This window comes from Mycolicibacterium arenosum (assembly GCF_024320865.1).
GTDB lineage: Bacteria > Actinomycetota > Actinomycetes > Mycobacteriales > Mycobacteriaceae > Mycobacterium > Mycobacterium arenosum.
Genome location: NZ_JANDBD010000018.1, coordinates 90329 through 108495 on the forward strand (window position 1 = coordinate 90329; position 18167 = coordinate 108495).

Below are 18167 nucleotides of genomic sequence, written 5' to 3' on the forward strand. Positions count from 1 at the left end.
CAGTCTGCCAAAGCCGTTGCACGGTCCGGGGTGCCAGGGCGGCGGCGCGCACTAGATTGACGGGCATGCGCAGGAAACCAGGAATCAGCCGGCTGTCACGCCTGGTTCTCGCGATGGTCGTCCTCGGACTCGCCCTGGCGCCGAACGCCTCCGGGCAGCCGCCGTTCCGGCTGTCCTCCTACGTCACCGACAACGCCGGGGTGCTGTCGCCGAGTGAGCGCGCCGAGGTGCAGGGCGCCGTCGACGAGCTGTACGGCGCGCGCCGAATCCGGCTGTGGGTGGTCTACGTCGAGAACTTCTCCGGCAGGCAGGCCGAGGCGTGGGCGCGAAACACCCAGGAAACCAGCGATCTCCAGGATTCCGACGCGCTCCTGGCCGTCGCGACGGAGGACCGCGCGTACGCGTTCCTGGTGTCCCCCACGGCGGGCGAGGGGGTCGACGCCGACGCGATTCGGCGCGACTCGATCGAGCCGGCGCTGCGGGCCGACAACTGGCCGGGTGCGGCGGTCGCCGCCGCGACGGCACTCAGCACGCCGACGACGCCGGGCACCGTCGGCTGGGTGGGGGTGCTGGCGGTCCTGGCGGTCTTCGCGGTGCTGGTGCTGGGCCTGGTGCTCTGGACCCGACGACGCAAGCGCAAGCGGCGGGAGGCTGAGTTCGCGGCGGCGCGCCGGGTGGACCCCGAGGATCCGGCCGCGCTGGCGGCGCTCCACCTCGACGCCCTCGACGACCTCTCGAAGGCGATGGTCGTCGACGTCGACAACGCGCTACGCACCAGCGGCAACGAGCTGGCCCTGGCCGTAGAGGAGTTCGGCGACCATGACACCGCGCCGTTCACCAAGGCCGTGGGAGACGCGAAAACCACGCTGGCGCAAGCATTCAATGTTCGCCAGACGCTCGACGACGCGGTGCCGGAGACGGCGCAGCAGCGACGCGACCTGCTGACCCGCGTCGTGGTGGCCGCGGCTAAGGCGGACCGCGAACTGGACGCGCAGCGCGAGGCGTTCGCGGCGTTGCGCGACCTCGTCATCAACGCACCGTCGCGCCTGGACGCGATGACCCAGCAGATGGTGGACCTCACCGCGCGCCTCGATCCCGCGCAGCAGACGATGGCCGCACTGCGCGAGCAGTTCGCCGACACCGCGCTGGCGTCGGTGACGAGCAACGTCGACACGGCCAGGCAGCGGCTGGCGTTCGCCGACCAGAACATCACCACCGCAAGGGCCCTCGTCGCGCGCCCGGCGGGGAGCCAGAGGGGACTCGTCGACGCGGTGCGCGCGGCGGAATCCGCACTGGGCCAGGCCCGGACGATGCTCGACGCGGTCGACAACGCGGCCACCGACATCAATCGCGCCGCCACCGCGCTGCCGAACGCCATCGCGGACACGCAGGCCGGCATCGACCACGCGGCCGCGCTGCTGGGTCAGGGCAACGTGTCGCGGGCGGCCGAGTTGGACTCCGCCCGCGATGCCGCCGCCGAGGCCGTCGCCACGGCGCAGAGCACCGGCGCCGCCGACCCGCTGGGGGCGTTCACCCGGTTGACGAAGGCCGATGCCGAGCTGGATCGGCTGCTGGCGACGGTCACCGAGGAGCGCGCCGCGGCCGAACGGATGAGTCGGGCCTTCGATCAGGCGCTGTTCTCGGCGCAGTCGCGCGTCCGAGGCGTGTCGGATTACATCGACACCCGGCGCGGCAGCGTCGGCCCCGAGGCGAGGACGCGGCTGGCCGAGGCGGTCCGTCAGCTCGACGCCGCCACCGCGAAGCGATCGACCAACCTGCCCGACGCGATCGCCCACGCCAACGGCGCGGCGATGCTCGCGGCGCAGGCGCAGCAGCTGGCCGACCACGACGTCAGCGCGGCGCAGCACGCGTACGCCGGCCGATACGGCGGCGGCGACAACACCGGCGCGATGATCGGCGGCATCATCATCGGCAACATCCTGTCGGGTGCCCTGCGCGGCGGGCTCGGCGGCGGCATCGGCGGCGGCGGCTGGAGCTCGACGACGTTCGGCGGCTCCGGTGGCGGCGGCGGGTGGAGCGGCGGCGGCGGCCGGTTCTAGGAGGGGGTCAGCAACCCTTGAGCCGGACGGCCAGGTAGTCGCTCACCGCATCGATCGCCACCCGCTCCTGGGTCATCGCGTCGCGCTCCCGCACGGTGACCGAGTGATCCTCGAGCGAGTCGAAGTCGAGCGTCACACAGAACGGCGTGCCGATCTCGTCCTGCCTGCGGTAACGCCGCCCGATGGCACCGGCGTCGTCGAACTCGATGTTCCAGGACTTCCGCAGTTCGGCCGCCAGGTCGCGCGCCTTCGGCGACAGGTCGGCGTGCCGGGACAGCGGCAGGACCGCGGCCTTCACCGGGGCGAGCCGCGGATCGAGCTTGAGCACCGTGCGCTTGTCGACGCCGCCCTTCGCGTTGGGCGCCTCGTCCTCGGTGTACGCATCGACCAGGAACGCCATCAGCGAGCGCGTCAGGCCGGCCGCCGGCTCGATGACGTAGGGCGTGTAGCGGGTTTCGGTCGCCTGGTCGTAATAGGTCAGGTCGACTCCGGAAGCCTTTGCGTGGCTGGACAAGTCGTGATCGGTGCGGTTGGCGATGCCCTCCAGTTCACCCCACGGGTTGCCCGCGAAGCCGAACTTGTACTCGATGTCGGTGGTGCCCGCGCTGTAGTGCGACAGCTTCTCCAGCGGATGCTCGTAGAGCCGCAGGTTGTCGCGGTTGATACCGAGGTCGACGTACCACTGCAGCCGCGTGTCGATCCAGTACTGGTGCCATTCGGCCGCCGTCGACGGCTCGACGAAGAACTCCATCTCCATCTGCTCGAACTCGCGAGTCCGGAAGATGAAGTTGCCCGGCGTGATCTCGTTGCGGAAGCTCTTGCCGATCTGGCCGATGCCGAACGGGGGCTTGCGGCGCGACGTGGTCACGACGTTGGCGAAGTTCACGAAGATGCCCTGCGCGGTTTCGGGCCGCAGGTAGTGCAGCCCCTCCTCGGACTCGATCGGGCCGAGGTAGGTCTTGAGCATCATGTTGAAGTCGCGGGGCTCGGTCCACTGCCCCTTGGTTCCGCAGTCGGGACAGACGATTTCGGTCATCGGCACCGCATCCGGGTCGTCGAGCCCCTTCTTCAGGGCGTACGCCTCCTGCAGGTGGTCCTGCCGGTGCCGCTTGTGGCAGTTCAGGCACTCGACGAGCGGGTCGTTGAACACCGCGACGTGGCCAGACGCCACCCACACCTGACGCGGCAGGATGATCGCGCTGTCGAGACCGACGACGTCGTCGCGGCCGGTGACGACGGACCGCCACCACTGCCGCTTGATGTTCTCCTTGAGCTCCACACCGAGTGGCCCGTAATCCCACGCCGACTTGGTGCCGCCGTAGATCTCGCCCGACTGATAGACCAGGCCACGGCGTTTCGCGAGGTTCGCAACGGTGTCGATGATGGATGCCACGGGTTGACAGCGTAGTGGTGCGCGCATTCGGGGCGTCGCCCGGCGCGACACGTTGACATGCGCGACCGTGCATGTAATCTGAACCCTAATGAAAACGGTTTCCAATTTGGCGCTCACGCCGGACTCCCCCGCCGACGACGCGCAGCCGCAGGCGGCGGTCCTCGACACCGCCGGAGAACTGCTGCGCGCGCTGGCCGCCCCGGTGCGGATCGCGATCGTGCTCCAGCTTCGCGAGGCGTCGCGCTGTGTGCACGAACTTGTCGACGCACTCGAGGTCCCCCAACCCCTCGTCAGCCAGCACCTGCGCATCCTCAAGGCGGCGGGCGTCGTCGCCGGCGAACGGGCGGGGCGCGAGGTCCGCTACTCCCTGGTCGACCACCACCTCGCCGAGATCGTGCTGGCCGCCGTCGAACACGCGGGAGAGATCACCGAGGCGTCGCGTTGACCGGCACCGCCGTTCGCGCGACCCGGCAGCGCGCGGCCATCTCCGCACTGCTCGAGAACGTCGACGAGTTCCGGTCGGCCCAGGAACTGCACGACGAGTTGCGCCGCCGCGGCGAGAACATCGGCCTGACGACCGTGTACCGGACGCTGCAGGCGATGGCCGGGGCCGGACTGGTCGACACGCTGCGCACCGACACCGGCGAGTCGCTGTACCGCCGGTGCTCGGCGCACCACCACCATCACCTCGTGTGCCGCGGATGCGGGGCCACCGTCGAGGTCGAGGGCGGCGCCGCCGAGACCTGGGCCGCCGACGTGGCTCGCGAACACGGCTTCTCCGACGTCAGCCACACCATCGAGATCTTCGGGATGTGCAGCGTCTGCGGCTAGGCGGACAGGTCCCTCTTGACGTCCTCACCCGTGGCGAGCACCAGCAGGATCAACGTCCGCAGTGCGTCATCGGTCAATCCGCCCGCGGGAAAGTTGTAGCGCAGCAAGACATCTGCGACCTTCTTAGCCGAAGCCCGACGCGTCGACCCCTTCGCGCTGGACCCGTTCACGTCGGAGTCCACCAGCTTCTCCACCAGCACGACCGTGCCGAGCATGGTCTTGCTCGCGTGCGCGGCGACGCGTTCGCGAATCTTCGCGTTCAGTGGCAGGTCCCACGCGAGGGGCTGCGTCAGCGACACCATCTCGAGGTCGTCGGCGAGCGCGACCACCCGCAGCGACGCAGGAGTGCCGTCGTGGCTGATCGTCAGCCCGTCCTCGTCCTCCTCGATGAGCGTGACATCGGCTCCGAGCGCCACCGCGAGGCGCTGGACGAGCGTCGGCATCAGGCCCTGCCCCTGTGCCACATCATTCGGCTCTGCCGAAGCGGCGATTGCGGTTGACGTACTCCACGCAGGCCTCCCACAGGTCGCGGCGGTCGTAGTCCGGCCACAACTTGTCCTGGAACACGTACTCCGCGTACGCCGCCTGCCACAGGAGGAAGTTGCTCGCCCGCTGCTCTCCCGACGTGCGGATGAACAGGTCGACGTCCGGGATGTCGGCCCGATGCAGGTGTTTGGCGAACGACGCCTCGCTGATCCGGCTGGGTTTGATCTTCCCATCAGCGGCTTCCTGTGCCAGTTCCCTTGCCGCCTCGACGATTTCGGTACGGCCGCCATAGTTCACGCAGTAGTTGATGGTGATGACGTCGTTGCCGACCGTCATCTTCTCGGCGATGTCGAACTCCTTGATGACGCTGCTCCACATGCGCGGTCGCGAGCCCACCCAGCGCATGTTGACGCCCATCGCGTTGAGGTTCTCGCGACGGCGGCGCACCACCTCGCGGTTGAAGCCCATCAGGAAGCGGACCTCCTCGGCGCTGCGCTTCCAGTTCTCCGTCGAGAACGCGTACACCGTCAGGTGCTTGACGCCGATCTCGATGGCGCCGCAGGTGATGTCGATGAGCACCGCCTCGCCCATCTTGTGGCCCTCGGTGCGGCTGAGACCGCGTTGCTGGGCCCACCGGCCGTTGCCGTCCATGACGACGGCGACGTGGGTCGGCACCTGGTCGGCGGGGATCAGCGGCGCGGACTCCTTCGACGTGTGCTGCGGCGGTCGCGAGAACCTGCCGTTGGTGCGCGGCGGAAGTTCCGGGAACACCACCGGCCACGAGGACTTGTCGGGGAACGACGGGTAGTCCTCAGGCGCCGGGGGCAGCTGCGGGTACTTCCGCGTCTTCCCCAGTCTCCCGTCCTTGGCCATGCGCCATATCCTGCCCGACCAGAGCGGCCCGACGGTCAGCGACCGTCCGATCGATCCGGTAGACGCGTTCCACCAGGGGCAACGTGCGCAGCTGCCGCTCCAGATGCCACTGCAGATGGGCGGCGACGAGCCCGCTGGCCTGGCTGCGGTGGCCCGGTTCCGACGCCTGCGCGTACTCCCAGTCACCGTCGTGCAGGGCCGCCATCAGGTCGACCACCTGCTGCGGCGGCGTCGCCGACCCCGACGGCCTGCAGTGCACGCACACACTGCCGCCCGCGCCGACGTGGAACGCCCGGTGCGGTCCCGGCGCCGCGCAGCGTGCGCACTCGATGAGCGACGGCGCCCACCCGGCGATTCCCATGGCGCGCAACAGATACGCGTCGAGCACCAACTCACGCGGACGACTGCCGTCGGCCACCGCGCGCAGCGCTCCGACGGTCAGCCGGTGCAACGCGGGCATCGGTGCGTGTTCCTCGCCGGACAGCCGCTCGGCGGTCTCCAGGATCGCGCAGCCACACGTGTACCTGCCGTAGTCACTGACGATGTCGCTGGCGAACGCGTCGATCGCCTGCACCTGGGTGACGATGTCGAGGTTGCGACCGGGGTGGAGTTGGACGTCTATGTGGGCGAACGGCTCCAGGCGCGCGCCGAACTTACTGCGCGTCCTGCGCACTCCCTTGGCCACCGCACGGACCAACCCGTGCTCGCGAGTGAGCAGGGTGACGATCCGATCGGCCTCACCGAGCTTGTGCTGACGCAGCACGACGGCCCGGTCCCGATACAACCGCATCGTCCCAGTCTTGCATCGCGGACCGACTTACTCCTGGCGACCCGCCCACGCGGACCGGCCGGATATCCTCGGTGTCGTCATGGTCGAAACCCCGTCCCCTCCGGCAACTTCGGTGAACTTTCCCACGCTGACGCAGCAGCGGTACCGGCTCGCGAGTGGTCGCGTCACGTCCGTCGACCTCGTCAGCAGTGCGTTGGACGCGATCGAGGCCAGTCAGCCGACACTGAACGCGTTCCGCGTGGTGCTTCGTACGCAGGCCCTGGCCGATGCTGCGGCCGCCGACCGCAAACGCGACGCCGGCGAGGACCTACCGCTGCTCGGGATCCCGATCGCGGTCAAGGACGACGTCGACGTGGCGGGCGTCCCGACGCGGTTCGGGACCGCGGGCGACGTCGCACCGGCGACCGCCGACGCCGAGGTGGTGCGCCGGCTCCGCGCCGCCGGGGCCGTCATCGTCGGCAAGACCAACACGTGCGAGCTCGGACAGTGGCCGTTCACCAGCGGCCCCGGCTTCGGACACACCCGCAACCCGTGGTCACGCGAGCACACCCCCGGCGGTTCGTCGGGCGGCAGCGCGGCTGCCGTCGCCGCGGGACTGGTATCCGCCGCGATCGGGTCCGACGGCGCGGGCAGCGTGCGCATCCCCGCGGCGTGGACCCACCTGGTCGGCATCAAGCCGCAGCGCGGCCGCATCTCGACATGGCCGCTGCCCGAGGCCTTCAACGGCATCACGGTCAACGGCGTGCTGGCGCGCACCGTCACCGACGCGGCCCTGGTACTCGACGCCGCGTCCGGAAACGCCGACGGCGATCTCCACAAACCACCGGCCGTGAAGGCATCCGACTTCATCGGCCAGGCCGCCGGACCCCTGACCGTCGCCGTGTCGACCAGGTTCCCCTTCACCGGTTTCCGCGCGAAGCTGCACCCGGAGATCCGCTCGGCGCTCGACGGTGTCGCGGCCCAACTCCAGGACCTCGGCCACCGCCTCACCCGCGCCGACCCCGACTACAACCTGCGGATGTCGTGGAACTTCCTGGCGCGGTCGACGTCCGGGCTCGTCGACTGGTCCTATCGCCTGAACCCGCTGGTGGAACTCGATAAACGCACCGCGAGCAATATGCGGATGGGCCGATTGCTGGGCCAGCACACCCTGCTGAGGGCACGAGCGCACGAGGCCGCCACCCAGCGCCGCATCGGCTGGATCTTCAACGTCGCCGACGTCGTCCTCGCGCCCACCACGGCACTGCCGCCACCACCCGTGCACGACTTCGATCGCCGCGGCGGAATGTCCACTGACCGGGCGATGATCCGCGCATGCCCGGTCACCTGGCCGTGGAATCTCGTCGGCTGGCCGTCGATCAACGTGCCCGCCGGCTTCACCTCGGACGGGCTGCCGATCGGCGTGCAGTTGATGGGGCCGGCCAACAGTGAACCGATGCTGATCTCGTTGGCCGCCGAACTCGAGGCGATCAACGGGTGGGGTACCAAACAGCCGTCCCCGTGGTGGATCACAGGCGAGGCGAGCGAGACGGCGACGCAGACCGACGCCGTGCCGTAATGTCCCGTTCGTGAAGGTCAGCGGGTTTCTGCGGGTGTTGCCCGCCATCGCCGTCGCGGGCGGCGCGCTCGTCGTGTCACCTGCGGCCCACGCCGACAACTCGCGGCTCAACGAGAGCGTCGCCGCCAACGTCTACACCATCCAGAAGCAGCACGGCTGCGACACCGAGATCAAGATCAATCCGCAGCTGCGGCTGGCGGCGCAGTGGCACGCCAACGACGTGCTCAACAACCGCGCGCTCGACGGCGACATCGGCTCAGACGGCTCGACCGCCCAGAGCCGCGCCAACGCCGCGGGCTTCGGTGGCATCGCGTCCGAAACGGTGGCCATCAACCCCGCGCTCGCGATCAGCGGCGTCGAGATCCTGAACCAGTGGTACTACCGCCCCGACTACATGGCGATCATGTCGAACTGCGCGAACACGCAGATCGGCGTGTGGTCGGAGAACAGCCTCGACAGGTCCGTCGTCGTGGCGGTGTACGGCCAGCCCGGCTGAGGCCCGGCCTCACCGACCCCCCCTGAGCAGGGAAGAATAGGGAAACTCCCTATATGTCCGCGCGTGCTCCGGCGTTAGCGTCAGCTGAGTCGGGAAACACGATCGACTAAGGGGAGACCACATGAAGACGACATTCGCCGCGGCGGTAGCCGCGCCCGCATTGACGATGGCCGCGCTCGCGGTGGCGTCGGGGGTTACGCCGGTCCACGCGGACCCGCTGCCGTACGGCCCGGAGACCTGCATCAACGGGTTCGTCTGGCGCGAAGCGTTCGACGGCGACACCGTCTGCGTCACCCCTGCGACCCGGTCGCAGGTGGCGCAGCAGAACGCCGACCCGTCCGCCAACAAGGAACCCGAGGGCGGAGCCTTCGGCCCGGACACGTGCGTGTCCGGTTTCGTCTGGCGCGAGGCGTTCGACGGCGACACCATCTGCGTGACCCCGGACGTCCGAGCCGCGACGAAGGCCGACAACGCCGCCGACGCGTCGCGCAAGGCCGCCAACGCACCCGAGCCCACGCCGGTGGCGCAGGGCGGTGAACGCACAGTGGTGTTCGAGATCACCGGATCGGGCACCGTCTACTCGATCGACACCAATCCGACGGGTAGCGGCGTCGGAGAGAACACCCCCGTGCCCTTCAAGCGCACGATCAAGATCGGACCCGACGTGGATCTGCTGACGGTGGTCGCCGTGACCAAGACCGGTGAGCAGGGGTGCCGCATCACCCTCGACGGCGAGGTCGTCGCCGAGCAGCCGGTCGGTGACGCGTTCTGCTCCGTGAACATCTAGGGAGTCGCGATGCCCGTCTCCGAACCCCGTCCGGGCCGGACCGATCGGCTGGCCCGGCTCGCTGGATTCGCCACCGTGCTCGCGACGCTGATCGTCGTCGGTCGCCCCATCGCACACGCCGAACCGCTGCCGTGCATCGACGACTTCCTACCGCCGGACGCCAGAACCGGCCTGTGCCCCACCCCGACGACGAATCCGACCACCGCGCCGACCCAACTTCCGGCGCAGGACCCGACGACGACGGCGGCGCCGACGACGACGACGAGCACTCAGCCGACGACCACGCAGTCCAGGCCGACTGAACCGAGCACGGTGACGTTCGAGATCTACGCCGGACGCTCGGGAGTCGAGGTCGACGAGATCGCCATCGACACCCTCGGACGCACGTTCGGAAGGACCCGGCTGCCCTTCGCGCAGACGGCGTCCCTGCCGTCCCCGGTGACCAGCCTGCGGCTGCGCGCCTACGGCGACGGTCAGGACAAGATCGGTTGCCGCATCACGGTCAACGGCGAACAGGTCGTCAACGTGATGAACGGCACGGTGGCGATCTGCAACTGGAAGCCCTAGAAGCCGAGCTTGCCGAGCTGCTTGGGATCGCGCTGCCAGTTCTTGGCGATCTTGACCCGGAGCTCCAGGTACACCTTGGTGCCCAGCAGCTTCTCGATCTGTATGCGCGCTGCGGTGCCCACCTCACGCAGACGGGCGCCGCCCTTGCCGATGACGATGCCCTTCTGGCTGTCGCGCTCGACGTAGAGGATGGCGCGCACGTCGATCAGCGGGTTGTCCTCGTCGCGCCCTTCCCTTTCCGACACCTCGTCGATGACGACCGCCAGCGAGTGCGGGAGTTCATCGCGCACACCTTCGAGGGCGGCTTCGCGGATCAGCTCGGCCATCAGCACCTCCTCGGGCTCGTCCGTCAACTCGCCGTCGGGGTAGAACGCGGGCCCCGGTGGCAGTTTGGCCACCAGCACGTCGATGAGCACGTCGAGCTGCTCGCCCTCGGTCGCGGAGACGGGCACGATCTCGCACTTCCCGCCGGTGAGCTCGTTCACCGACATCAGCTGCGCGGCAACCCTCTCCCTGGACACCTTGTCGGTCTTGGTGACGATGACGACGAGGGTGGTTTTCGGGGCGACGAACGCGATCTGCTCGTAGATCCACCGGTCCCCCGGCCCGATGCCCTCGTCGGCGGGGATGCACAGCCCGATGACGTCGACTTGCGCGTAGGTGTCCTTGACGAGTTCGTTGAGCCGTTGTCCCAGAAGCGTTCTGGGCCGGTGCAGGCCGGGCGTGTCGACCAGCACGATCTGGAAGTCCTCGCGGTGCACGATGCCGCGGATCGTGTGGCGGGTCGTCTGCGGCCGGTTCGACGTGATCGCGACCTTCTCGCCGACGAGCGCGTTGGTCAGCGTCGACTTGCCGGTGTTCGGTCTGCCGACGAAACAGACGAAGCCCGAAAGGAACTCGGTCACGTCGGGTTTCCGGACCGGTCGGTGACGATCACCGCGGTGTCCGCCGACAGTTCGCGCACGGCGGCCACCCCGGCGTCGTCGGCGGTGCCGCCGACCAGTACCGCCGCCTCGAGGCCCGCCGCACCGCTGGACACCGCAGCCGCGACCGCCGCCTGCAGGGCCGTCAACGTCAGCGCGTGCAGCGTCACCGGGGCGCCCGCGTAGGTGCGGCCGTCGAGGTCTCGCACCGCGGCGCCGGTGGCCGCCTCGGCCCTCGCCATCGCGCCGCGGGCCAGCGTGACCAGCTTGGCGTCCTCCGCGTCGAGCTCGGCCCCGGTCGTGCGCGATCCCGCCTTCGGCTCCTCGCTTGCGCTCATTCGTTCTCCTCCTCGGGCTCGACGGGTGTGACCAGGACGGTGCCGACGCGCACCCGACCGCGCGGGTCGGGACCGCCTTCGGCCCTGAAGTGCAGCGTGTTCCAGGTGACCTCCGACCCCGGCAGCGGCACCCTGCCGAGTTCGTGCGCCAGCAGCCCGCCCACGGTGTCGACGTCGAGGTCGTCGTCGAGATCCAGGTCGTAGAGCTCGGCGAGGTCCTCGAGCGGGACCCGCGCCGACACCCGGAACCTGTTGTCCCCCAACTCCTCCACCGGCGCGACCTCATCGGTGTCGTACTCGTCGGCGATCTCGCCGACGATCTCCTCGAGCACGTCCTCGATGGTCACCAATCCGGCGATCGCTCCGTATTCGTCGACCAGCAGCGCCATGTGGTTGCGGTCGCGCTGCATCTCCCGCAGCAGTTCGTCGAGCGGCTTGGAGTCGGGCACGAACACCGCGGGACGCATCACCTCGCCGACCCTGGTGTCCTGATCGCCCGTGGTCGAATACCGCTGCTGGACGAGGTCCTTCAGATACACCACGCCGAGGACGTCGTCGACGTTCTCGCCGATCGCCGGGATTCGCGAATGCCCGCTGCGCACCGCAAGCGACATCGCCTGCCGAGCGGTCTTGTCCGCCTCGATCCACACCATCTCGGTGCGCGGCACCATCACCTCGCGCGCCGGGGTGTCACCGAGTTCGAACACCGACTGGATCATCCGTCGCTCGTCGTCGGCGACGACTCCGCTCTGCTGTGCGAGGTCGACGACTTCGCGCAGTTCGATCTCGGACGCGAACGGGCCGTTGCGGAAACCGCGCCCCGGCGTCAGGGCGTTACCGATCAACACCAGCAGCCGGCTGATCGGGGTGAGCAGCACCGAGATCGCCTGCAACGGAAGCGCGGTCACCAGGGCGATGGAGTAGGCGTGCTGGCGCCCCAGGGTGCGCGGCCCGACACCGATCGCCACGAAGCTGACCACCGTCATGATCGCCGCGGCGGCGGTCAGCCCCCACGCCACGCCGAGCCTGCCGTCGAGATAGGCGACGAGCAGCACCGTCGCGGTCACCTCGCACACGATCCGCAGCAGCACGATGAGGTTGATGTAGCGCGGCCGTTCCGCCATCACGCCGGCGAGTCGCACGGCGCCCGGCCGTTCGTCCCGCATCATCTCCTCGACACGGGCCACCGACACCGTGCTGATGGCGGCGTCGATCGCCGCGAACAGTCCGCCGAACAGAACCAGGGCGATCGCACCCAGGAGCGGAGCCAGGCCGCTCACAGTTCGTCGAAGTACCGCGACCCGTCAAGCAGCCGTCGGTCCTTCTCGGTCTGCCGGTCGACGTGGTAGGCCTCGACCTGATCGGCCACCCACTCCTCCAGTAGTTGGCGTTGCAGGGCGAACATCTCCTTCTCCTCGTCGGGCTCCGCGTGGTCGTAGCCCAGCAGGTGCAGGACACCGTGCACGGTGAGCAGCGCTAGCTCCTGGCCGAGCGAATGTCCCACCTTCTCAGCCTGTTTGGCGGCGAACTCGGGGCACAGCACGATGTCGCCGAGCATCGACGGCCCCGGCTCCGGCGCGTCCGGGCGACCACCGGGTTCGAGTTCGTCCATCGGAAAGCTCATGACATCGGTGGGACCGGGCAGATCCATCCACCGCATGTGCAGGTCGGCCATCGCAGCGGTGTCGAGCAGCACCATCGACAGTTCGGCCGCCGGGTTCACGTCCATCCGCTCGATGACGAACCGCGCCACGCTGACGAGTTCGGTTTCGGAGACGTCGATGCCCGACTCGTTGGATACCTCGATGGTCATCTGGTGGTCACCGTCGCGGCCGGACGTGGGTGGCGCGACGCTGGGCGCGGTTCATCGAGTTCGGATCCTCGGATCTCGCGTAGGCGTCCACGATCTCGGACACCAACCGGTGGCGCACCACGTCGGCACTGGTGAGTTCGGCGAAGTGGATGTCGTCGACGCCCGCGAGCACGCGCATCGCGCTGCGCAACCCCGACGGCGCCGCGCCCGGCAGGTCGACCTGCGTGATGTCGCCGGTGATCACCATTTTCGAGCCGAAGCCGAGGCGGGTGAGGAACATCTTCATCTGCTCGCCGGTGGTGTTCTGCGCCTCGTCGAGAATGATGAACGCGTCGGAGAGCGACCGGCCGCGCATGTAGGCCAGCGGCGCGACCTCGATGACCCCGGCGCTCATCAGCTTCGGGATGAGCTCGGGATCCATCATGTCGTGCAGCGCGTCGTACAGCGGCCGCAGGTACGGGTCGATCTTCTCGCTGAGCGTGCCCGGCAGAAAGCCAAGGCGCTCACCGGCTTCCACCGCGGGGCGGGTCAGGATGATCCGGGACACCTGCTTGCTCTGCAGCGCGCTGACGGCCTTGGCCATGGCGAGGTAGGTCTTGCCGGTACCTGCGGGCCCGATCCCGAAGACGATCGTGTTCTGATCGATCGCGTCGACGTAGCGCTTCTGGTTCAGCGTCTTGGGGCGAATCGTCTTGCCGCGCCGGGACAGGATGTCGAGTGTCAACACCTCGGCGGGCGACTCCTCGTCCGCCGAAGTCAGCATCGACACGCTGCGTCGGACGGCGTCCGGGGTGAGCGCCTGACCGGAGTTGACGATCGCCACCAGCTCCGAGACGGCACGCTCGGCGAGCGCGACGTCGGCGGGCTCACCGGACAGGGTGACGGAATTGCCGCGCACGTGCACGTCGGCCGTGAGCAGGTTCTCGAGCGCGCGCAGATTCTCGTCGGCGGAACCGAGCAGGCCCACCACCAAAGGAGGCGGCACCTCGATTCTCAGGCTGCTGCTGCGGACCGTGTCGGGCGATGCCGGGGTCGATGCGGCGCTTGTCTCGCGGGGTGTCACGTGGGCTTCTTGGCCTGCTTTCTGGGTCGATCCCCCGGTCGCTGCGATCCTGCCCGCCGGGTCGGGGTACTTCGCCGAGTTTACCGCCGCCGCTGTGAGCCGCCCAATGCTTATGCAGGTCGGGCCTATCGCCAGCGCGCGGTGAGCGCGCCGAGAGCACCGAGCGCGACAGCGGCCGCCGTCGAGGTGCGCAGCACGGCGGGGCCGAGCCGGACGGCCAGCGCACCCGCCGCCCGCAAATCCGCGATCTCGTCGTCGCTGATCCCGCCCTCCGGACCGACGACCAGCAGGAGCGAACCGCAGTCACCGAAGCCGACGTCGACGAGTGCGGCACTGGCGGCCTCGTGCAGCGCCAGCACCAGGCCGCCGGCAGCGGTCACGTCGACCGCCCGCCGCACCAGTTCGGCGCTCGACACCACGGCGCTGACGTCCGGAACGTAGGGCCGACGCGACTGCCGGGCGGCCGCGCGGGCCACGGCACGCCACCGGCGCAGTCCCTTGTCGACCTTCGCGGCGCCGTCCCATCGGGCCACGCACCGGCTGGCCTGCCACGCCACGAACTCGTCGGCGCCCGCCTCGGTCGCCAGTTCGATCGCGAGTTCCGAGCGATCGGATTTCGGCAGGGCCTGGACGACGGTCACCCTCGGCACCGGCGCGGCGACGGTGCGTACGGCGTCGACTCGCGCGGTCAGCCTGCCCTTGGCCGCCTCCTCGACGACGCAGTTGGCGAGCAGACCGGCGCCGTCGGACAGGTCGATGTGCTCCCCCGGCCGAATCCGCCGGACGTTGGACGCGTGGAATCCCTCGTCGCCGTCGACGACGGCCGATTCGCCGACCGCGGGTAGCGCGTCGACGTAGAAGAGCGCGGAACTCATGGCTCGCGGGTCAGCGGCCGGTGAACGTCTCGCGCAGTCGGCTGAACAGTCCCCCGCCGGACGGCGCGGCGTTAGCGGACTTGACCTCGGCCTGGTCGCGCGCGCGGTGCTCCTTGAGCTTGTGCAGCAGGTCGATGTCCTGGTGATCCAGCCGGGACGGCACGACGACCTCGATGTGGTGGTGCAGGTTGCCGCGCACGCCGGTGCGCACGTTGGGCATGCCGTGGCCGCGCATCGAGATAACGGCGCCCGGCTGGGTGCCCGCGGGGATCGTCAGGTCGGTGGGTCCGTCGAGGATGACGTCGACGTTGACCGTGGTGCCCAGCGCGGCGTCGACCATCGGCACGGAGATCGTGCAGTGCAGGTCGTCGCCGTCGCGGACGAACACCTCGTGCTGGCGCTCGTGAATCTCGACGTGCAGGTCGCCCGCGGGACCGCCGCCGGGGCCGACCTCACCCTGCGCCGCCAGACGCACGCGCATGCCCTCGCCGACACCCGCCGGGATCTTGACGCTGACCTCGCGACGAGCCCGCACGCGGCCGTCGCCGCCGCAGCGGTGGCACGGGTCGGGGATGACCTCGCCGACACCCTGGCACACCGGGCACGGCCGCGACGTCAGCACCTGGCCGAGCAGCGACCGCTGCACGGTCTGCACCTCACCCTGGCCGTGGCAGGTGTCGCAGGTGGCCGGCGTGGAGTCGCCGTGGGTGCCCTTGCCCTGGCACAGATCGCACAGGATCGCGGTGTCGACGGTGACCTGCTTGGTGACGCCCGTCGCGCACTCCGAGAGGTCGAGGCGCATGCGCAGCAGCGAGTCGGCGCCGGGCCGAACCCGACCGACGGGGCCGCGGGCTCCGCCGCCACCACCGAAGAACGCCTCGAACACGTCGCCGAGCCCGCCGAAGCCGGAGAACCCGCCGCCGCCCCCGGCGCCCGCGGTGGCGAGCGGGTCGCCGCCCGCGTCGACGATCCGCCGCTTCTCCGGGTCGCTGAGCACCTCGTAGGCGACGCTGATCTCCTTGAAGCGCGTCTGCGCCTCTTCGTCGGGGTTGACGTCCGGGTGCAACTCGCGCGCGAGCTTGCGGTAGGCGCGTTTGATCTCCGAATCACTCGCGCCCTTGCTCACCCCGAGCATGCCGTAGTAATCGCGTGCCACGCCTCAACCTCTTCTCGAGCCGCTTCCGCGGCAGTACCGCACCCCTTAGCGGGTGCCCAAGACCTCGCCGATGTAAAGAGCAACTGCGGCGACGTTAGCGATCGTTCCCGGATAGTCCATTCGAGTGGGCCCCAACACACCCATGCCGCCGTAGACCTTGCCCGAGGTGCCGTACGCGGTGGAAATGACCGACGTGCCCGCCATCTGCTCGGAATCGGTCTCGTGCCCGATCCGCACGGTGACTTTACCGGCCTCCTGTTGGGCGGCCAGCAGCTTGAGGACCACCACCTGCTCCTCGAGGGCCTCCAGGACCGAGCGGAGAGAGCCGCCGAAGTCCGCGGTGTTGCGGGTCAGGTTGGCGGTGCCGCCCAGCAGCAGCCGCTCCTCGGTGTGTTCGACGAGGGTTTCGACGAGGACCGTGGCCGCGCGTCCGACGGCGTCGCCGAGCCCGCCCTGACCGTTGAGTTGCACCGCGAGATCCGACACGGCGATGGACGCGGTCGATATCGGCTTGCCCTCGAGCGCCTGTCCGAGACGGTCGCGCAGCTGGCCCAGCTGGTGTTCGTCGATGGCGTCGCCGAGTTCCACGATGCGCTGATCGACCCGGCCGGTGTCGGTGATGACGACCAGCAGCAGGCGTGCGGGGGTCAGCGCGACGACTTCGAGGTGCCGGACCGAGGCCGTCGACAGCGTCGGGTACTGGATGATCGCGACCTGCCTGGTCAGCTGTGCCAGCAACCGGACGGCCCGGCGCAAGACGTCGTCGAGGTCGACCCCGGTTTCCAGGAAGCTCAGAATGGCGCGGCGTTCGCTGGACGACAGTGGCTTGACGTTGTCGATTCGATCGACGAACTCGCGATAGCCCTTCTCGGTGGGCACCCGGCCCGAACTGGTGTGGGGCTGGGTGATGTAGCCCTCGGCCTCGAGGACCGCCATGTCGTTGCGAACGGTGGCGCTGGATACGCCGAGGTTGTGCCGCTCGACGAGGGTCTTGCTGCCGATCGGTTCCTGAGTGGTGACGAAGTCCGCGACGATGGCGCGTAGGACTTCGAACCGTCGATCGTCGGCACTACTCATCGCTCACCTCCCGGTTGCCTTTCGTCCATTTTACGGTGACGATCTGCGCCGACACCGACCGAGCGGTCCCTGACGGGAGGAGACAACGCGCGGTCCTGCGATTAGCCTCGGTAGATGCCCCGGCGTCCGCAGGTTCGACGACGCTCGGCAACGTTGCGGGGGGACACGACAGCGAAGGTGCGCCGGTGATCTTCAAGGGTGTCCGCGATGGCAAACCGTATCCCGATCACGGGCTGTCGTACCGCCAGTGGGCGCAGATCCCACCCCGGCAAATCCGTCTCGACGAGTTGGTGACGACGACGACGGTGTTGGCGCTCGACCGGCTGCTGTCGGAGGACTCGACGTTCTACGGCGACCTCTTTCCGCACGCGGTGCGCTGGCAGGGGGTCATCTACCTCGAGGACGGCCTGCACCGCGCCGTGCGTTCGGCGTTGCGTAACCGGACCGTGCTGCACGCCAGGGTCTATGACATGGACCGCCCGTACGACGAGCAGACCGGCGCCACTCAGCTCTAGCGCGGCGACCGTGCGAGCAGCAGCACGCCCGTGCCGGCCTGCCAGAGGTAGATCGCGTAGACGCTCACCCGCTCCCACGCGCCGACGGGTGGCACTCCGACCGCGAACGCGACGAACGTCACCAGCCCGACGATCCCGATGACGAGCGACGTGCGTGACCGCGCCACGACCGCGTAGGCGACGATCGCGAGGTTGCCGCCCACCACGGCCAGCACCGCACCGATCGCGTGGGCCGGCGCGCCGGCGCCACTGTGCACGACCGCGACGAGTACGTTGCCGACGCCGTTGCCGATCGCCAATGTCTTGAAGGGCAGCAGCTTTCGCGACCGCGCGACGAGCAGTGCGCCCAGCGGGAACGCGACGGCCTGGACGAGGAACGCGGCGTTCATCAGCGCGGCCCGCGGCGACAGGTCCGGCCTGCCGAGGTCGCTGATGTAGTCGCGCGCGTAGTGGTAGTCGCCGCCCATCGCCGCGCTCGCTACGGCCTCGATGACGACGTAGCAAACCGCCGACGCGATCCAGATGACCGCCCCGACACGAGTGGGGACCACGACGAGTGTGCGCAG

At 69.3% G+C, this 18167-nt stretch carries 21 protein-coding genes; 8 read left to right on the forward strand and 13 right to left on the reverse strand.

The features are described from left to right. Positions 1–65: 65 nt before the first annotated feature. Complete coding sequence (locus NM203_RS31265; protein WP_255064790.1) at positions 66–2060, forward strand: TPM domain-containing protein; 1995 nt, start codon at positions 66–68, stop codon at positions 2058–2060. A 7-nt stretch (positions 2061–2067) separates the two neighbouring features. On the opposite strand, the gene NM203_RS31270 is transcribed toward NM203_RS31265, so the two are convergent. Beyond that, positions 2068–3453, reverse strand: a complete 1386-nt coding sequence (locus tag NM203_RS31270) for a glycine--tRNA ligase (protein ID WP_255064792.1) — start codon at positions 3451–3453, stop codon at positions 2068–2070. An 88-nt stretch (positions 3454–3541) separates the two neighbouring features. Between NM203_RS31270 and NM203_RS31275 the strand changes: the two genes are divergently transcribed. Next, a complete protein-coding gene (locus NM203_RS31275) occupies positions 3542–3898 on the forward strand; it encodes an ArsR/SmtB family transcription factor (RefSeq protein WP_255064793.1) in 357 nt (118 codons plus the stop codon). After that, entirely contained in the window at positions 3895–4284 is a 390-nt protein-coding gene (locus tag NM203_RS31280) for a Fur family transcriptional regulator (protein ID WP_255064794.1), read from the forward strand. Before NM203_RS31275 ends, NM203_RS31280 begins: the two co-directional genes overlap by 4 nt. Here the strand turns inward: NM203_RS31280 and NM203_RS31285 are convergent. From NM203_RS31285 to recO, 3 genes are read right to left on the reverse strand one after another with little or no spacing between them, the layout of a single operon-like run. After that, positions 4281–4727: a hypothetical protein gene (locus NM203_RS31285; protein ID WP_255064795.1), complete on the reverse strand. Its 447-nt coding sequence runs from the start codon at positions 4725–4727 to the stop codon at positions 4281–4283. The genes NM203_RS31280 and NM203_RS31285 overlap by 4 nt on opposite strands. Positions 4728–4749: 22 nt before the next feature. After that, the gene (locus tag NM203_RS31290; protein ID WP_255064796.1) at positions 4750–5643 is read right to left on the reverse strand and encodes a decaprenyl diphosphate synthase; all 894 of its coding nucleotides are present in this window, start codon (positions 5641–5643) and stop codon (positions 4750–4752) included. After that, on the reverse strand, positions 5582–6433 hold the full coding sequence (gene recO / locus NM203_RS31295) for a DNA repair protein RecO (RefSeq protein WP_255064797.1): 852 nt from the start codon (positions 6431–6433) through the stop codon (positions 5582–5584). The genes NM203_RS31290 and recO overlap by 62 nt, the downstream gene beginning before the upstream one ends. A gap of 79 nt (positions 6434–6512) precedes the next feature. Between recO and NM203_RS31300 the strand changes: the two genes are divergently transcribed. The 4 genes from NM203_RS31300 (at position 6513) to NM203_RS31315 (ending at position 9841) form a co-directional block, all read left to right on the forward strand. Further along, entirely contained in the window at positions 6513–7991 is a 1479-nt protein-coding gene (locus NM203_RS31300; RefSeq protein ID WP_255064799.1) for an amidase, read from the forward strand. 10 nt (positions 7992–8001) lie between these two features. Beyond that, positions 8002–8487 (forward strand): CAP domain-containing protein, encoded by a 486-nt coding sequence (locus tag NM203_RS31305; RefSeq protein ID WP_255064800.1) that lies wholly within the window; start codon positions 8002–8004, stop codon positions 8485–8487. A 121-nt stretch (positions 8488–8608) separates the two neighbouring features. After that, entirely contained in the window at positions 8609–9274 is a 666-nt protein-coding gene (locus tag NM203_RS31310) for a hypothetical protein (protein ID WP_255064801.1), read from the forward strand. Positions 9275–9283: 9 nt separating this feature from the next. After that, the gene (locus tag NM203_RS31315) at positions 9284–9841 is read left to right on the forward strand and encodes an MmpS family transport accessory protein (RefSeq protein WP_255064802.1); all 558 of its coding nucleotides are present in this window, start codon (positions 9284–9286) and stop codon (positions 9839–9841) included. Here the strand turns inward: NM203_RS31315 and era are convergent. The 8 genes from era to hrcA all read right to left on the reverse strand — a co-directional run bounded on the left by era (position 9838) and on the right by hrcA (position 17086). Next, positions 9838–10746 carry a GTPase Era gene (gene era, locus NM203_RS31320; RefSeq protein WP_255064804.1) on the reverse strand — a complete coding sequence of 303 codons (909 nt, stop codon included), beginning with the start codon at positions 10744–10746 and terminating at the stop codon, positions 9838–9840. The genes NM203_RS31315 and era overlap by 4 nt on opposite strands. Next, the gene (locus NM203_RS31325; RefSeq protein ID WP_255064806.1) at positions 10743–11102 is read right to left on the reverse strand and encodes a cytidine deaminase-like protein; all 360 of its coding nucleotides are present in this window, start codon (positions 11100–11102) and stop codon (positions 10743–10745) included. Before NM203_RS31325 ends, era begins: the two co-directional genes overlap by 4 nt. Further along, positions 11099–12382: a hemolysin family protein gene (locus tag NM203_RS31330; protein ID WP_255064808.1), complete on the reverse strand. Its 1284-nt coding sequence runs from the start codon at positions 12380–12382 to the stop codon at positions 11099–11101. The genes NM203_RS31325 and NM203_RS31330 overlap by 4 nt, the downstream gene beginning before the upstream one ends. Continuing rightward, the gene (gene ybeY / locus NM203_RS31335; protein WP_255064813.1) at positions 12379–12915 is read right to left on the reverse strand and encodes an rRNA maturation RNase YbeY; all 537 of its coding nucleotides are present in this window, start codon (positions 12913–12915) and stop codon (positions 12379–12381) included. The genes NM203_RS31330 and ybeY overlap by 4 nt, the downstream gene beginning before the upstream one ends. A gap of 7 nt (positions 12916–12922) precedes the next feature. After that, the gene (locus tag NM203_RS31340) at positions 12923–13978 is read right to left on the reverse strand and encodes a PhoH family protein (protein ID WP_255064814.1); all 1056 of its coding nucleotides are present in this window, start codon (positions 13976–13978) and stop codon (positions 12923–12925) included. Positions 13979–14103: 125 nt separating this feature from the next. Continuing rightward, positions 14104–14853, reverse strand: coding sequence for a 16S rRNA (uracil(1498)-N(3))-methyltransferase (locus NM203_RS31345; protein ID WP_255064816.1), 750 nt, complete (start codon positions 14851–14853; stop codon positions 14104–14106). A 10-nt stretch (positions 14854–14863) separates the two neighbouring features. Beyond that, positions 14864–16009: a molecular chaperone DnaJ gene (dnaJ, locus tag NM203_RS31350; protein ID WP_255064817.1), complete on the reverse strand. Its 1146-nt coding sequence runs from the start codon at positions 16007–16009 to the stop codon at positions 14864–14866. A 45-nt stretch (positions 16010–16054) separates the two neighbouring features. After that, the gene (gene hrcA, locus NM203_RS31355; protein ID WP_255064819.1) at positions 16055–17086 is read right to left on the reverse strand and encodes a heat-inducible transcriptional repressor HrcA; all 1032 of its coding nucleotides are present in this window, start codon (positions 17084–17086) and stop codon (positions 16055–16057) included. A gap of 185 nt (positions 17087–17271) precedes the next feature. On the opposite strand from hrcA, the gene NM203_RS31360 reads away from it, so the two are divergent. Continuing rightward, on the forward strand, positions 17272–17601 hold the full coding sequence (locus tag NM203_RS31360; RefSeq protein ID WP_255064821.1) for a type II toxin-antitoxin system VapB family antitoxin: 330 nt from the start codon (positions 17272–17274) through the stop codon (positions 17599–17601). On the opposite strand, the gene NM203_RS31365 is transcribed toward NM203_RS31360, so the two are convergent. Continuing rightward, positions 17598–18152, reverse strand: coding sequence for a DUF998 domain-containing protein (locus tag NM203_RS31365; RefSeq protein ID WP_255064823.1), 555 nt, complete (start codon positions 18150–18152; stop codon positions 17598–17600). The two genes, NM203_RS31360 and NM203_RS31365, sit on opposite strands and share 4 nt — an antisense overlap. Positions 18153–18167: the final 15 nt, after the last annotated feature.

Coding starts and splice junctions, on each gene's coding strand:
- NM203_RS31265 (WP_255064790.1), top strand. CDS start 66: ATGCGCAGGAAACCAGGAATCAGCCGGCTGTCACGCCTGGTTCTCGCG.
- NM203_RS31275 (WP_255064793.1), top strand. CDS start 3,542: ATGAAAACGGTTTCCAATTTGGCGCTCACGCCGGACTCCCCCGCCGAC.
- NM203_RS31285 (WP_255064795.1), bottom strand. CDS start 4,727: ATGCCGACGCTCGTCCAGCGCCTCGCGGTGGCGCTCGGAGCCGATGTC.
- NM203_RS31290 (WP_255064796.1), bottom strand. CDS start 5,643: ATGGCCAAGGACGGGAGACTGGGGAAGACGCGGAAGTACCCGCAGCTG.
- recO (WP_255064797.1), bottom strand. CDS start 6,433: ATGCGGTTGTATCGGGACCGGGCCGTCGTGCTGCGTCAGCACAAGCTC.
- NM203_RS31300 (WP_255064799.1), top strand. CDS start 6,513: ATGGTCGAAACCCCGTCCCCTCCGGCAACTTCGGTGAACTTTCCCACG.
- NM203_RS31310 (WP_255064801.1), top strand. CDS start 8,609: ATGAAGACGACATTCGCCGCGGCGGTAGCCGCGCCCGCATTGACGATG.
- NM203_RS31315 (WP_255064802.1), top strand. CDS start 9,284: ATGCCCGTCTCCGAACCCCGTCCGGGCCGGACCGATCGGCTGGCCCGG.
- NM203_RS31325 (WP_255064806.1), bottom strand. CDS start 11,102: ATGAGCGCAAGCGAGGAGCCGAAGGCGGGATCGCGCACGACCGGGGCC.
- ybeY (WP_255064813.1), bottom strand. CDS start 12,915: ATGACCATCGAGGTATCCAACGAGTCGGGCATCGACGTCTCCGAAACC.
- NM203_RS31345 (WP_255064816.1), bottom strand. CDS start 14,853: ATGAGTTCCGCGCTCTTCTACGTCGACGCGCTACCCGCGGTCGGCGAA.
- hrcA (WP_255064819.1), bottom strand. CDS start 17,086: ATGAGTAGTGCCGACGATCGACGGTTCGAAGTCCTACGCGCCATCGTC.